12 protein-coding genes and 1 pseudogene are annotated in these 14,247 nt (G+C 55.7%); 4 read left to right on the top strand and 9 right to left on the bottom strand.

Annotated features, from left to right (window positions below):
- Positions 1-370 (bottom strand): rhomboid family intramembrane serine protease (locus LAT75_RS12465; RefSeq protein WP_291483002.1); only part of this gene is annotated, 370 nt, incomplete at its 3' end.
- 198 nt (positions 371-568) lie between these two features.
- Here LAT75_RS12465 and LAT75_RS12470 point away from each other — a divergent pair.
- The gene (locus LAT75_RS12470; RefSeq protein WP_291483003.1) at positions 569-1,030 is read left to right on the top strand and encodes a YtoQ family protein; all 462 of its coding nucleotides are present in this window, start codon (positions 569-571) and stop codon (positions 1,028-1,030) included.
- Between the two features lie 22 nt (positions 1,031-1,052).
- Here the strand turns inward: LAT75_RS12470 and LAT75_RS12475 are convergent, their stop codons facing one another.
- Both LAT75_RS12475 and LAT75_RS12480 read right to left on the bottom strand, forming a co-directional pair.
- Positions 1,053-1,556: a S24/S26 family peptidase gene (locus LAT75_RS12475; protein ID WP_291483004.1), complete on the bottom strand. Its 504-nt coding sequence runs from the start codon at positions 1,554-1,556 to the stop codon at positions 1,053-1,055.
- Complete coding sequence (locus tag LAT75_RS12480) at positions 1,528-2,427, bottom strand: hypothetical protein (RefSeq protein ID WP_291483005.1); 900 nt, start codon at positions 2,425-2,427, stop codon at positions 1,528-1,530. The genes LAT75_RS12475 and LAT75_RS12480 overlap by 29 nt, the downstream gene beginning before the upstream one ends.
- A gap of 224 nt (positions 2,428-2,651) precedes the next feature.
- Between LAT75_RS12480 and LAT75_RS12485 the strand changes: the two genes are divergently transcribed.
- Positions 2,652-2,948, top strand: coding sequence for a PqqD family protein (locus LAT75_RS12485; RefSeq protein ID WP_291483006.1), 297 nt, complete (start codon positions 2,652-2,654; stop codon positions 2,946-2,948).
- Between the two features lie 48 nt (positions 2,949-2,996).
- The gene (locus tag LAT75_RS12490) at positions 2,997-5,465 is read left to right on the top strand and encodes a T9SS type A sorting domain-containing protein (protein WP_291483007.1); all 2,469 of its coding nucleotides are present in this window, start codon (positions 2,997-2,999) and stop codon (positions 5,463-5,465) included.
- A 127-nt stretch (positions 5,466-5,592) separates the two neighbouring features.
- Here LAT75_RS12490 and LAT75_RS12495 read toward each other — a convergent pair whose 3' ends face one another.
- The 3 genes from LAT75_RS12495 to LAT75_RS12505 form a co-directional block, all read right to left on the bottom strand.
- Positions 5,593-6,039 carry a type II toxin-antitoxin system VapC family toxin gene (locus LAT75_RS12495; protein ID WP_291483008.1) on the bottom strand — a complete coding sequence of 149 codons (447 nt, stop codon included), beginning with the start codon at positions 6,037-6,039 and terminating at the stop codon, positions 5,593-5,595.
- Entirely contained in the window at positions 6,000-6,233 is a 234-nt protein-coding gene (locus LAT75_RS12500; protein ID WP_291483009.1) for a DUF2281 domain-containing protein, read from the bottom strand. The genes LAT75_RS12495 and LAT75_RS12500 overlap by 40 nt, the downstream gene beginning before the upstream one ends.
- Before the next feature lie 195 nt (positions 6,234-6,428).
- The gene (locus LAT75_RS12505) at positions 6,429-6,881 is read right to left on the bottom strand and encodes a transposase (RefSeq protein WP_291483010.1); all 453 of its coding nucleotides are present in this window, start codon (positions 6,879-6,881) and stop codon (positions 6,429-6,431) included.
- Positions 6,882-7,321: 440 nt separating this feature from the next.
- On the opposite strand from LAT75_RS12505, the gene LAT75_RS12510 reads away from it, so the two are divergent.
- Positions 7,322-10,897, top strand: a complete 3,576-nt coding sequence (locus LAT75_RS12510) for an SNF2-related protein (protein ID WP_291483011.1) — start codon at positions 7,322-7,324, stop codon at positions 10,895-10,897.
- A 1,009-nt stretch (positions 10,898-11,906) separates the two neighbouring features.
- Here the strand turns inward: LAT75_RS12510 and LAT75_RS12515 are convergent.
- The 3 genes and pseudogenes from LAT75_RS12515 to LAT75_RS12525 all read right to left on the bottom strand — a co-directional run bounded on the left by LAT75_RS12515 (position 11,907) and on the right by LAT75_RS12525 (position 14,089).
- Positions 11,907-13,452 (bottom strand): annotated as a pseudogene (locus tag LAT75_RS12515) (IS66 family transposase).
- 49 nt (positions 13,453-13,501) lie between these two features.
- Entirely contained in the window at positions 13,502-13,867 is a 366-nt protein-coding gene (gene tnpB / locus LAT75_RS12520) for an IS66 family insertion sequence element accessory protein TnpB (RefSeq protein ID WP_291483012.1), read from the bottom strand.
- A gap of 6 nt (positions 13,868-13,873) precedes the next feature.
- Positions 13,874-14,089 (bottom strand): hypothetical protein, encoded by a 216-nt coding sequence (locus tag LAT75_RS12525; RefSeq protein ID WP_291483013.1) that lies wholly within the window; start codon positions 14,087-14,089, stop codon positions 13,874-13,876.
- Between the last annotated feature and the right edge of the window lie 158 nt (positions 14,090-14,247).

The raw sequence follows: 14,247 nt of genomic DNA on the forward strand, positions 1-14,247 counted from the left end.
AAATGAAAACAAACAGCACCGCACCTACGGCTCCCGAAGCCCCGAGGCTTGCATACTGCGGATCGTCCCGGTGGCGGAATAGGCTGGGGATGTTGGCCAGCACGAGCCCCGCGAGGTACAAACCAATAAAGTAGCCCGTACCCAGGGTACGCTCAACAACCGGCCCGAAGAAAAAGAGCGTAATCATATTGAAGAGCAGGTGTGTGAGGTTGGCATGCAGGAAGCCCGCGCTCAGCAGCTGATACCAGCGGTCCTGCCGGAAAACATAGAACGGTCGAAGCATCCCCCAGGCCTGCGCTTTGGGGTTCACATTCCAGGCATACCAGGTGATACCGCTCGTGAGCATGATGATGAATAAGGTGACAGACACAGAATCTCAGAAGTTTAGGGTGATGGGTGCTGCGATACCGGCCGGGCTTCCGTGCCGGCCGATTTGACTTGCAAAACGCACGCAGGCTCGGCATTTTCAGAATAAGAAATATCGAAAGTACACATAAACCGGAACCTGCATCAACACCTGGTTCAGGTTTGGAAATCCATCATCCTACAAAAAAAACATCCTTTCATCATGCAGTGGAAAATTTATCTGGCCGGCGAGATTCACTCAAACTGGCGCGAAGAACTTACCGAAACCATCCAAAGCCGGGGTATTGAGGCCGCCTTCTACGGTCCCGTTACCGATCATCCCGCGAGCGACGACTGCGGGGTGCACATCCTCGGGCAGGAGGAGCAGGCTTTCTGGAAAGACCGCAAAGGGGCCGGGCTGAACGCCATCCGCACCCGGACACTCATTGATCAGGCCGATATCGTGATTGTGCGCTTCGGCGAAAAATACCGGCAGTGGAACGCCGCCTTCGATGCCGGCTATGCGGCCGCCCTCGGCAAACCGCTCATTATCGTGCAGCCGCCCGAATTCGATCATGCCCTGAAAGAGGTGAATGAAGCCGCAAGCGCCGTAGCACGCACCAACGAGCAGGTAGCCGACATCCTCACTTATGTGTGCGCCGGAAAACTGCGGAATTTCCCCTGATTGGTGAAGGGCTGAGTCCGCCTCAGTTCACGCGCAACCACCTCATCAGGTTTCCGGCCCGGCGAAACACCCGGCCCACCCGCAGCCGGAATTGCGCCGCGAGCTGCGGCAAGGGGTAGAGGCGCACCATCAGGCGGCCGTACCGCAAGGCCTGTGGCGTACGCAAAGATTTGTGCCCGCCGTTCCGGATGCGTGCGACTACCCGGCCCGGCACCATTTCGGGTTTCAGCGGCTCATCCTGCCAAACACCGGAATCGCCGATGGAAACACCGGTGAGTGCCTCTCCCGAACCTTCCAAGCGATGCAGACGGTGCGCAATCAGGGTTTCATTCCGCCTGAATACCACAATATCACCGGGCTTCAGGTCCTGCAATTTTGCCGGCTCTACCTCAAGCTGATCGCCCGGCCTGAGGTACGGGTACATGCTTTGCCCTCCCGCATTGATACGCACGTGAAGTCCGCGCTGCAGCAGCCGCTCGGAAAGGGTTACAATGTCCTCAACTGTTCTGCGAACCCTGGGCTTCATACTCCCTGATAAAATCGATGACGCCCGGCTCGGGCAAATTGCCAAATTCATACACCGGTGTTTCGGAAAGCATGTCCAAAACCGTTCTGAGATGATGCTGCAAAAAGTCGCGGTCGAAGCCCTGAATGATGCAATTGCTCAACACCCGCGATACCGATTCAGCACCCCGCAAGGGTGTGAGGCTGTAGGCCGGGGCCTGCTTGAGCAGAAAAACGGAGTGCAGCGGCACCGATGCCGGCGCCTGCGGGTACACCATGGGCGTGTTATGGATGATCCAGCGGCCTTCCTCATTTTTCCGGATCATCAGGCGGTCATCGTTAATCAGGCTGTAGCCGGCCTTGTGCCAGGTATTGGAGATGGTCGATTTGCCCACGCCCGAAACACCGGTGAACACCCGGCCTTTGTCGCCGTCACAAACAGCTGAAGCATGCACAAACAGCATCGGATAGCTGAGCGTCTGATAATACAGAATGAGGGATAGCAGCGGAAAGGAAAGCGGGCCAACCGAATAACGCTCATCTTCAACAGGGTAGTTGAGCGGATAGCACTGAAAATCGGTGAAGGTCTTGTTGGTGACCGTCACAAACCGCTGATCGTCCGGGCTGAAATGTTGGTACGTCCGAATCACAAAACCATCTTCGTGCCGGGCAACCGACCAAAGCGACTGTCCGTCGAGGTTTCCGTCGCAGATCGAAGGCAGATCCTGCAAAAATTGCAGGGATTCGGGCAGGGCGTCGTGTACATGAATGCGTACATCAGCCGTTTCAGGGGCCTCTGTTAAATAGGGCTGAAGGCAAATGCCCGGTTCACGCTTCATCCGGCCATCAGCCGAAAGCTGAAAAGAAACATCCGCTACTTTAAAACAATGCATCTTAGTTATACAATCAAATAAAAGTTTACCTGCCACCTGTGCAGCCCTGTAATCCCCGGCTGCCGCTTGTTTGGCATACAAGATAACATCTTCGGCCTAAATTAACTGTTTAAAACACAGAAAGAATCCTTCGCTTTAATTGAAATACCGGCAAATCATGAATATATTCATACAAAAAGCTTTCGTTATCACTACCTTTTTTTTATTCCCACACATTTAGTAACATGCCTCAATCCAAAATTGTCGAAATACTACAGCAGCGGCCTAATTTCGCCTCTGAGCCCGTCAACGGGGAGCGTATTCTGGTGCCTGTTAAAGGCCGTATGGCTGAATTTAACACCATGCTGACCCTGAACCCGTCAGCTTCTCATTTATGGGAATCGATGGATGCCAACAGCACCGTCGAATCGCTTGTTGATGCGCTCACAGCTAAATATGACGTTGACCGCGACACCGCCCTGGCTGATGTAAATGAATTTCTTGACGAACTTTACAAATTCATGACAGGCGCGGAAGTCTGATTTCCCCCCGCTACCTCAAGACGCACCCCCATGATTTCGCGTCCCGCTTTGCCTGATCAATCCCATTCTATAAAAAACGGCCGGTCCGCTCTGACCGGCTTTTTTATTTTTGCGGCCCTGTATTTTTCTTTTGGGGTGATTAGTTTCGTGGCCGCACCCCCGGCTCAGGGGCAGGCCGCCGCACCGGCTGAAGCTTTCTGGCAGCAGATTCAGGCCGAAACGGCGCTCAGGCGCGGTACCCCATCCCGCGAAAAGCCCCGCTGCCTTACCTCCCATATTATTGCCGCGCACCGGGGCGAACACGCCTGGCTCAGCAGCCTGCCTGAGCAGCCCGAATTCAGCGGCGAAAACAGTTATCAGTCGCCCGGCGGCGGATTTCTGATCTGGTACGACCTCAGCGGCGAGCACGCCGTTCCGCCGCAGGACGGCAGCGGCAGCGGCATCCCCGACTGGATTGAGCACATCGCCCTGGCCGCCGATTCCGCCCGCACTTTTTTCGGCGCTCTTGGTTTCCGCGACCCGGTTGGCGCTCAGCCCTACAACATTTTCCTGCGCAATCTCGGGGTTTACGGCTTCACCAGCCTTCAGGAGGGCGAGCCGTTCAGCGTAATCGACAGCACCTTCGACTGGGTGCCGGGCAACGACGCGCCCGACGAGCAGGCAGGCGCCGCCCGCGTTACCCTCGCCCACGAAATTTACCACGCCATTCAGTACCGCTACAACAGCTGGAACGGCCCCACCGGCAGCACGGCCTGGCTCGAAATGGACGCCCTCAGCGCGGAGCATCAGGTTTTCCCGGAGGTGCGCGAATACCTGAATTTCATCGGGGATGACTCCATCTTCCGGCTTCCGGGTCAGGGCACGCCGGTTGCCTATGCGCACGCCACATGGCTGATGTACTTCCTCGAAGCCGTTTCCCCCGATTTTATGCGGCACATCTGGGAGCGCACCGAAGCCCATCCCGAAATCACCATGGAAACCGCCATTGCCGCCGAGCTGCAAAGCCGCGGCCTCGACTACACCACCGAGCTTACGCGCCTGCACCTGTGGCACCTGGCTTCCGGCGCATGGAGCCGGCCCGGCTTCGGCTTCGCAGATGCCGCCCGCTACCCGACCTCCTTCAAGCGCAGTCAGCGCACCACCCTGCCCGACAGCCCCTACCCGCTCTGGAACATCGCTCCGAGCGCGGCGAGCTATTACGCCCTGGTGCCGCAGCAATCGCCCGGCGGCAGCGCCCTCGCGGCCTTCTTTGCCGACCTGCCCGAATCCGGCTGGGGCCTCATCGCCTACTTCACCGACGGCAGCACCGCAACCGCCCTACCGCAGCGCGCGCCCGGCCTGCAGCCGCTTCTGTTCACCTCCGGCTGGGATTGGGATGCGATCGAACAGCTGGGCATGGTCGTCATCAACGCGAGTCCGGCGCGGACCGCCATCCATCAGCTGCTTTTGGGCAACGAAAACAGCATCGAGCAGATCCGCTACGGCGATGTGCTCGGTAACGGCGCCATCACCGAAACCGACGCCCTGCGCGTGCTTGAGGAAATCACCGGCGCCGCGGAAGTCCGCCTCGGGTTCGCTGCGGCCTACGCCGCGGATGTCAACGGCTCGGGTGAGCTCTCCGCCTTCGATGCCGGACGCATCTTCCGGCGCTCCTCCGGCTTCAGCATGCCCTTCCCCGCCGACCTCAACGGCACCGGCTTCGGGCCGGACCTGCCCCGCTTCTTCCCGGGCGAAACCCGGCAGCGGCAGGTACGCGGTGGTTTTGGGGGTTTTGTTTCGGGTGATGGCATCACGCCCTCATCCGGCGCACAGCCGGAAATCACTCTCTGGCTGGAGGCCGAGCCCCTGTACCGTGGCGAGGAAGCAAGTGTTGATGTAACCGTAGCCGGCCTTCCGGAAGAAGCCCTCTCGGCCGAGCTTACCCTGTTTTATCCCGCGAACCTGCTGCAGTTCACCGGGGTCAGCAGCGGGGCCTCCGGTTTCGGGGAAATCATTCAGGCCTGGCACGAGCCCGAGCCGGGCAAGGTGCGCATCGCCTGGGCCTCGAATCAGTTCACCGGCGACGGTCCGCTGGGCACCCTCCTTTTTCAGATTCTGGAAGCCGGCACAGCGGAGCTGGTACCCGCTGAGGCGCGCATCAACGAAATTGCGGCGGCTTATCAGCTGCAGCCGGTCAGTTTCGAAACCGACCCCAACGATCCGGTCAGCCTCGAACCTGCCGCCGGTGAACAGCCGGGGCGCATCGCCCTGCTCCCGCCCTGGCCCAATCCTTTCAACCCGCGCACCAACATCAGCTTCGAGCTGCCCGAAAGCGCTGAAGTAAGCCTCCGCGTGTACGACAGCCTAGGCAGACAGGTCGCGCGCCTGCTGAACTTTGACACCATGCCCGCCGGCACGCACATCCTAAGCTGGGATGCGGGGCAGTACGCCTCGGGGGTGTATGTAGTGGTGATGACCTTCCGGAATGATCAGGGCCTTCAGGGCCGGGTTGCGCGGAATGTGAGTTTGATAAAATAGCCCCGGTGATGGCACGCGGATTATAGGTTTGCCGCAAAGAGGCACAGACACAAGAGGTGAGCCTGTTTCAGCACATAACTTACAACCATAAATTAAAGCCAAAGCCATTGGTTTAAACCCGACTCTCTTAACCGGGATATGGTATCAAATGCAACCCATCAATGAAATGAAAGTCTTTTTGATTCTTTGACAAAAGAGGTATTTGGTGAACCAATGCTGTAGCTGCAATCAGCATATCAGGAATTTGGACTCCGTGGCTTAGGCGATACAATTTAAATAATTCTTCTGTTTTCGCTGATACCGCTTCATTTATGTGCCTGATTTCAAAGCGTTCAATGAAATCTTCGAGTCCGGTCAATTCAATTTTATTTCTGCAACCTCTGATAAGTTCAAGTTTGGTAATTACGCTAATTGAAACTGTCGCACGATTTTTGATATCCTCGACTTTTTTAATGGCTCTCAAATCATTACGACTTATATCGATCAGAATATCTGTATCTACCAATACCTTGTTTTCAGATACCTCAGCAACGATCACCTTTCCCAAAGCTCCTTCCTTTGTTTTCTTACCCATTCGGTGCTGTCGGTCATGTCGGCACGGTCGGCCCACATGCCTACAAAGGAACTTTCTGACAGCGGTTTGTCTGATGCGGGCTTTGGTACAGCTTTCACGTAGCGCTCATACAAGAACGCGACGAAGTCTGCTGCTTGCTTACGGGCTTCCGGGGGAAGCTCCTCGAATTTGTCAATAAAGGTTTGGGTACTCATGGCAGCCTGATTTGGGTTACTTTTTTGAAATCTATAAAAACAGCCGGTTAATTAAAATCTATATTCTCACTCGCGGCGGATTTTTTGGGATTGGGGCGGATTGGCACGTTATTTTCGACAATACCGTGGGGCGACCACAACGGGCGACCACGAGGGTCGCCCCCACGGTCGCCCCCACGTCCCCCCACCCGTTTTTCATTTCTTCGGATTAAACCGGTCTTCAATCCATTTTGCCGGGTTATTGATGATGTACGCTGAAATGTTCTGGTAAGCGTCTTCATCCCTGATGATGCGATCCCAGTAGTTGCGCTGCCATAGTTTACCCTGAAACGATGGCCAATTTTGGTTTTTTACGCCGCGGATATAGGCTACCGTTGTAATGGACTGGAATGCTCCCACAATTTGACCCAATGTTTTTTTAACCGCTGAACCTTGCTGTTGCTGACTCACTTCCGGACCTGGTGCAGGTACCTGATCTTCTCGGAACTCAGCCACTTCCGGCAAGCTCCCGGCTTCGTCAGTAATTTCAAGGATAGCATGGAAATGATTGGGCATCACCACGTATTCGTGCAGGCGCACCTTGGGAAACCGCCGGGGTAATTTTCCCCATTCGGCCTGTACCATTTGCCCGGCCTCATTCTGCTGCAACTGATTGCGGCGGATTCCTCCGAACAAACATCTTTTGTGTTGCACGCAAATCATAACGAAATACAAACCGGGCCGGGAATAATCGTATCCCTTCAACCGGATTGATTTTCGATTATGGATTTTGGGATTGTATCTGCTCATGTTCCGACGGGGTAAGGTTGTTTGGGTTATGTCGGGTTTGGGTGAAATTATAATTGGGGCTGGTGGAAAATGTCAATAATAATTTTTTGATTCGTCGTTGGGCGGACGCGTTTTGGGGTCGACCTCGAGGGGCGACCACGAGGGGCGACCACGAGGGGCGACCACAAGGGTCGCCCGTACGGGGCGAGGGTCGCCCCGAAATTTCCGTGTTTATCTCTGCTTGGTATCTTATATCTTGCTTTACCAACGTAAAATTAATTTTGGGCTGAAACCCAAATCACAAAACAACCAATCTCGCCATGTCCACGCCTGATCTTTTTTCGACGGCTCATTTGCCGGAGCAGGAGCAGTTTCCGATGAATCAGCAGGGGGTGCAGACGCTTCGGTTTATTCGGGCTGATATTAAAGATTCGGCAGATTATGTTGTGATTACCGGTTATTCGTCGCTTTCGTTTATTGTGGAGCAGCTGGGGCGGGACCTTGATGCGCGGGGCTGTGTCAGCATTGTGTTGGGGAATGAGCCTGTGCTGCATCAGCTGAGGGTGCAGGATGCTCCCTTCGGGCAGGGCAGCGTTAGTCTTCCGGAGCAGATCCGGCGGTTCTGGCTGTCGCAGGGGATTTCCATCCTCCTGAACGGTCCGGTGCTGAACCTGATCGAGAAAATCCGGTTCGGCAAGGTGCAGTTCCTGATCCATCCCAACCTGCACGCCAAAATTTATAAGGGCGATCAGCATGTGATGCTGGGTTCAAGCAACTTTTCACGGCCGGGGCTTCAATCGCAGGGCGAGGCCAATGTGCGGCACAGCTGGGGTGCCGACGGCTTCGACGAGATCGGTCAGATGGCGGATTACTACCTCAATGAGGCGCAGCCGTGGAATGAGGACATGATTGCGCTGCTCGAACAGCTGCTACGGAACGTCAGCTGGCAGGAAGCCCTGGGCCGGGCCGTCGCCCTGATTACGGAGGGCAGCTGGATCAGCGATTTCCCCGAGCGCTGGCAGCAGCGGCAGCAGACCAAGCTGTGGCCCACACAGCGGCAGGCCATCGCGCAGGCACTTTACCTGCTGGAACGGCAGGGCAGCGTGCTGGTGGCCGACCCCACCGGCTCCGGTAAAACCCGCATGGGCGCGCATCTGCTCGAAGCCCTGCTCAACCGCCTCTGGTTCCGCAGCCGGCAGCGCGGTTTGCAGTATCAGATTATTTGTCCGCCGCTGGTCACCGATACCTGGGTGCGGGAGCTCAGCACGCTCGAAAGCACCATTGCCGACCCGATTTCGCACGGCATGCTCAGCAGTTCCGATGCCCAAAGCCGGGAGGCGACCCTCGAAAAAATCCGGCGGGCACACATTCTCGTGGTCGATGAGGCGCACAACTACCTCAACAAAACCTCCGCCCGGAGTCAGAGCGTGGTGATGAACCGGGCCGATCACATGATGCTCTTCACCGCTACGCCCCTGAACCGCCGCTCCGACGACCTGCTGCGGCTGGTCGAAATTCTGGGGCTCGACAACCTCAGCGAGGAAGCCTGGAAAACCTACAGCGAGTTGCAAAAAAGCAGGGATCAGCGTTCGCAGCAGGCGCTCGCAAAACTGCGCACCTACGTGCACCGCTTCATGGTGAGGCGCACCAAAGCCGAGCTCAACGAAGCCATCACCCGCGACCCGGACTCCTACCGCGATGCCTACGGCGCCCTCTGCCGGTACCCGCAGAGCATTTCCAAAACCTACAAAACCGGCGAAACCGAAGCCGACATCGCCCTTGCTACGGAAATCGAAAGCCTGATGAGCGGCCTGAAGGGCATCCCTTTTCTGGCGAACCTCACGGCGGAAGCCTTCGATCTCGAGACGACCGAGCGGCAGGAGCAGTTCCTCCAGAAGCGTCTGCGCGCCGCCCCGGCCCTCATGCAGTGGAACCTGCGCAATATGCTGCGATCAAGCCGGGCCGCCCTCATCGAGCACCTGCTGGGCACCAAAGCCGCCCTGCTGGAATTCGGGCTGAAAGAGTTCAAGAATCAAAATACCGGCAATATTATCCAAAAAATACGGGATATGAGTACTGAGCCGCCCCGGTATAACCTCCGTATCGTGGTGCCGGCCTGGATTCAGGATCCGCTTCGCTGGCAGCAGGCCTGTGCGGAAGAAGCCGGTCTGCTCGAACGCATAGCCGAACGCTGCCTGCAAATCAGCGACAGCCGCGAAGCGGCCAAAGCGAAACAGCTCGGCACCCTCATTGACCGGCACGGCATGATCCTCGCCTTCGACTCGGCGCTCATCACCCTGCAAATCATCCGCAAAAAACTCAAGGCGCTGGGCTACGGCCGCAAAAGCATGATCGTGACCGGCAGCACGGGCAACACCAAAAAAATCCTCAAGAAAAACTTCGCCCTCGACGCCAAAGACATCCAAATGGCGGCCCTGTGCAGCGACGCGCTTTCCGAAGGCGTGAACCTGCAGCGGGCCTCGGCCGTGCTCTTCCTCGACATGCCCTCCGTGATCCGGATTGCCGAACAGCGCATCGGCCGCGTTGACCGCATGGACAGCCCGCACCGGGAGGTGACCGTGTACTGGCCCGACGACGCGCCCGTGTTCCGGCTGCGTACCGACCGCAGCTTCTTTTTCAGGCATCATCTGGTGCAGGAGCTGATCGGCAGCAACATCAGTCCGCCCGAAAAGCTGCTCGACGAGTACAGCCGTGAGAGCGAAGAAACGCTGGATGCCGACACCCTCATCAGCAGTTTTGAGGAACAGCAGCGCACGGAAAGCTCCTGGGAAGGTTTCGAGGATGCCTTCACGGTCATCCGCCGGCTCGTAAGCGGGGAGCGCCCGCTGATTCCGGCGGACGTTTTTGAGGAGGTCCGCCGCACACCGGTCACCGACGGCCCCTGGCTGAGCGTAGTAGAAACCGACCGGCCCTTCATCTTCATGGCCGTTCGGGGGAGTCAGCAAACGGCCCCGTACTGGCTGCTGCGCCGGCACAAGCCCGGCAATTCGGCTGAGGCGACCGGCACGGAGAGCGAACGGGCACCGGCGGTGTTGGGGGATGCGGAACAGGACCTGAGCCAAATTGCCCCCTTCCTGCGGAAAGTGCTGCCGGGGAGCAGTCCGGCCGAATTTTACACCAACAGCGATGCCGAGCAGCTGCTTGCCGGCAACATCGCCTGGCTGGACTCGCACGAGCGGGAAACCCTGCCCAACAAAAAAAGAAATGCCCTTGATCAGCTGGAGTCCTTGGTGAGCAAATGGGACCGCAGGCTGCGTAAGGGCATGATAAAGGTGAAGGAAAATAAAGAGGCAAATTTTGCATCAGATGCCGAAAATTCAGATTCGGAATTAGCTGCTAAGGATGATTCTTTTTCGGGGGATGTGCTTCCGGACCGAACCGAAGCGCCGGAGCCGGACAGAACCAAAGCAAAAACCAAAGCCACAAAGAAGCAAATTACCCTGGTTGATGCTGATTTTGAGAAGGCCGTGCGGAAGCTTCACCGGCTGTTTCAGCTGAAATCCCGATCCAACGCGGGAGGTGCGGCCGCAGCGGCGGATGGCAGCAGCGGAACGGGAGATGAATCCGGCTTCGCGGGCACCGCAGCGGAGCAGCCTGACTGGTACGAGCTCGCCAACCGCTGGCTTGACCTCGCGCAGCCGATGCTGATTGCCTGGCTCGAGCGCGAAAAACGCCGGCGCAAATACCGGGAAATCCGCCTCACCAACCTCACCCCTCACCTGACCTTACACCCGCCTTCAGGAGAACAACTCCTCACCCTCCTCGAAAACCTCCCCCGGATCGAACCCGGCCGAAACCGCATCGTCGCCGCGATAATCGGGGTGGGAAAGAGTGCAAAGTCCCAAAACGAAAATACAGACAAGAAATCAGAATAATTCACGAGAGAAATTAAGAGATTTTTTTCAATGGATGTACACCGTGACCTATATAATTTTCGACGCGTACATTTACATTACGAATGAGGTTGAGGTTGAGATTGAGATTGAGATTGAAGTTGAAATTGAAATTGAAATTGAAGTTGTGATTCAACGAAGGTTGCGACTAACGTTGGCAATCACCGAAAACGTAGTTACACGTAGACAGAGTTACCCGTTCAAAAAAACGACCCCAGCGGGGTCACCTATTTATAGCCCCGAAACAAGCCCCTGCAAGATTCGACCCCAACGGGGTCGCATGTAGGGAGGGCGGCCTCATTGGGGCTATAAACATGAAATCCCTCCGGGATTTTTCCTGCCGGAGGAAGGTGTTACCCGGAGCACAAGCCTTCACCTACAGATGGTTTTTACAATCTAAACCGCCGCAAAACCCACTTTTCTGACGCAGCCCGATTTCGCGCAACAGGCGGGATCGATCGGTAACCGCAACTTTGATACCTATATTTTTCGAGAATACCCACAACATGGAAACCAACCTCCTCCGGCACCGGCTCCGGCTCCGACGGGATCACATGTTTATAGCCTCGTAGCACCCCCCCAAGAATCGACCCCAACGGGGTCGCATGTGGGGAGGGCGGCCTCATTGGGGCTATAAACATGAAATCCCTCCGGGATTTTCCTGCCAAAGAGGTGCACACGGCTCATAAGCCTTCACCTTCAGATGGTTTTTACTACCTAAAGCTTCCCAAAACCCACATTTCCGGCGGAGCGGGATTTTGCCCAACAAGCGGGCCGGATTGGTATCGGCAACTTTGATACCTATGTTTTTCGAGAATACACACAACCTGAAAAGCGACCTCCTCCGGCACCGGCTCCGGTCCCGCCCCCGACCCCAACGGGGTCACATGTTTATAGCCCCGTAGCAATGCTGCAATCGCAGGAAAACCACTCTCCACACTAATCCCGCAGACCGCCATCCTCTACTACGTGCAGATCGGCAGTATCCCCCCTACAAACCACATCTTGATTTAAAGTTTTGAGGGTATAGAGATCGTACTTCGTTGTATTTGGTTGTGTTGATGTGTTCGAGGGTATGGCGTAGCCATTGGTAGGGATCCACGTCATGTTTTTTGCAGATAGCTAAAAAGGAATAGACCATAGCTGCGCGTTGTGCGGCCTGATGTGATCCGGCAAACAGGTAGTTTTTACGCCCCAACGCTACCGGACGGATGGCGTTTTCCACCAAATTGTTATCGATTTCCAGATGCCCATCCATCAAATACTCGCTGAGCATATCCCACCGGTTGATGCAGTAGGCCATCGCTTTGCCTATACGGTCTTTAGGTAAAACCTTTTTGTACTCACTGCTCATCCATTTGCCCAGCTCATTGATGATGGGCAGAGACTGATCTAACCGCAACTGTTTACGCTGGGCGGGGCTGCACTTTTTTAATCCGAGCCATGCGTTCGACCGCATACAGCCGCTGAATCTGGCTCAGCACATACCCGGCACGATCCGGATCATTGCCTAAAGCCGTATCAAATTCACGACGCGCATGGGCCCAACACGCCACATGGGTGATTTCTTTGCGGGCGCCTATCTGATCATACCCCGCATATCCGTCAGTTTGTAAGTACCCCTTGAAGTTTTCGAGCATCCCCTGTGGCCCGGCCTTATTTCGACGGGGCTGATACTCAAAAAGTACGCTTGCGGTGATTGGGGCGTGATACACCCAGTACCATCCCTGATGCGTAGCTCCTTTCTTTTGAGATTCCAATACTTTGATGGGCGTCTCATCCACCTGCAGATATCCCTGCGATTTGGTGTCAGCCACCAGATGATCGTACAAAATAGCCAGCTTTTCCAATCCCTGACGCGTCCATCCCTCGATGGTCGAGCCGGCGATGTCAACCCCTTGCCGCTTGAAGCGCTGGCACTGCCGGTACAAAGGAAGGTGATCGGCATACTTGTCAATGAGGATCGAGGCCAGTAGCCCCGGGCCGGGAATGCCTTTATCGATGACCCGCTCGGACAGCTGCCCGATTTTGATGGGCTGGTCCTGACCCGTCTTAGCGGCATATTTATACCGGATGTACCGTTTGATGAACAAGCGAGCCGGCATCAGCTCCAACTCATCGGTTACCTCTTTGCCTATACACACCATCTGCGAAAGATCTCCTTCGGGATGGATTTCGATTTCTTCTACGGGCAGGTGATCGGGCAGAGCCAGGCGTCCTTTATGGTTGGGACGGGCTGCCTTTTTGCGTACATAGGTAATCTTTTGCTCATGCACTTCGGCACGTTGTTGCTCCTGGTCAGGGTCTGCTTCAAATGGCAGGGGAAGTTGATTTTGGGGCGGCTCGAAGCGCTCGCGCTTTTGTCCAAACAGCATGCGTTGCAACCGGCCAATCAACTCATCCTTACGGGCTAACTCACGGATCATTTTCCGCTCCGTATTCTGGGCGGTTTGCTCCAGGTGCTGATGCGTTTTTTGCTGGTTCACGACCAGGGCAATCAGCTCTGATTTCGATAAAGATTCGAGGTCTGTTTCCATGTCTAAAGTTACATAAAAACAGACTCTTATCCTATAAAATAATGCTCATTCAGGGTGCTTTTTCGTCCCTTTCCAGCCCCCGATAACGCGGTAATTGCACGCTGGACTGTACCCGGATTCCTTCCACCATCATTACCAAATCCGGCCAGCTGATGTGGCTATGATTGCCGCGAACTTCAGGCAACGCAAAGGTGCCCTGCTCCAGGCGTTTGTAATACAGCACGAACCCGCCCGGCTGCCAGTGCAAGAGCTTGAGCAGACTGCGCCGGCGGTTCACAAAAATAAAGACCTCTCCGGATGCCGGTTCACGCTTCAATTCCGAGCGCACCAATCCGCTCAGCCCGTCAAAGCTTTTGCGCATATCACACACGCCACGATACAGATGATAGGTATGACTGCTGCCAAGGGAGAACATGGCACCCTACCAAAGTCGAAGCAACTCACCAATCTGCGACCGGTTGGCTGGCCCAACACGCACAAGCACCCCGTTGGGAAACACCATCTCAATGACTTCTGCAGATGAGCAGCACACGCCCGGATCAACCCGAACAAAACCTGTTGAACCAGACTCCGAAATGTCGGCCTTTTTGTTACGGGTAATCCAATAGTTAAAGGTGGAGACCTTGATATGATGCATTCGGCAAAATTCACCCCGACTCAGTTCGCTTGACCGCCACTGATCTACCAATGTGAACATGCGTTGTTCTTTATTCGCTTGTGTGTACATATCTTTTTTATCCACAAGCTAACCCCAAAATACACCACAGGTAAAGATGCGGTTGGTAGGGGGGATAC

It is taken from the genome of Cyclonatronum sp., assembly GCF_022565315.1.
In the GTDB taxonomy this organism is placed as follows: Bacteria; Bacteroidota; Rhodothermia; order Balneolales; family Cyclonatronaceae; genus Cyclonatronum.

What these genes read in the sequence shown, in the direction of transcription:
- LAT75_RS12470 (WP_291483003.1), top strand. Translation starts at nt 569, where the DNA reads ATGCAGTGGAAAATTTATCTGGCCGGCGAGATTCACTCAAACTGGCGC.
- LAT75_RS12495 (WP_291483008.1), bottom strand. Translation starts at nt 6,039, where the DNA reads ATGGGTAAGAAAACAAAGGAAGGAGCTTTGGGAAAGGTGATCGTTGCT.
- LAT75_RS12475 (WP_291483004.1), bottom strand. Translation starts at nt 1,556, where the DNA reads ATGAAGCCCAGGGTTCGCAGAACAGTTGAGGACATTGTAACCCTTTCC.
- tnpB (WP_291483012.1), bottom strand. Translation starts at nt 13,867, where the DNA reads ATGTTCTCCCTTGGCAGCAGTCATACCTATCATCTGTATCGTGGCGTG.
- LAT75_RS12480 (WP_291483005.1), bottom strand. Translation starts at nt 2,427, where the DNA reads ATGCATTGTTTTAAAGTAGCGGATGTTTCTTTTCAGCTTTCGGCTGAT.
- LAT75_RS12510 (WP_291483011.1), top strand. Translation starts at nt 7,322, where the DNA reads ATGTCCACGCCTGATCTTTTTTCGACGGCTCATTTGCCGGAGCAGGAG.
- LAT75_RS12525 (WP_291483013.1), bottom strand. Translation starts at nt 14,089, where the DNA reads ATGCATCATATCAAGGTCTCCACCTTTAACTATTGGATTACCCGTAAC.
- LAT75_RS12500 (WP_291483009.1), bottom strand. Translation starts at nt 6,233, where the DNA reads ATGAGTACCCAAACCTTTATTGACAAATTCGAGGAGCTTCCCCCGGAA.
- LAT75_RS12485 (WP_291483006.1), top strand. Translation starts at nt 2,652, where the DNA reads ATGCCTCAATCCAAAATTGTCGAAATACTACAGCAGCGGCCTAATTTC.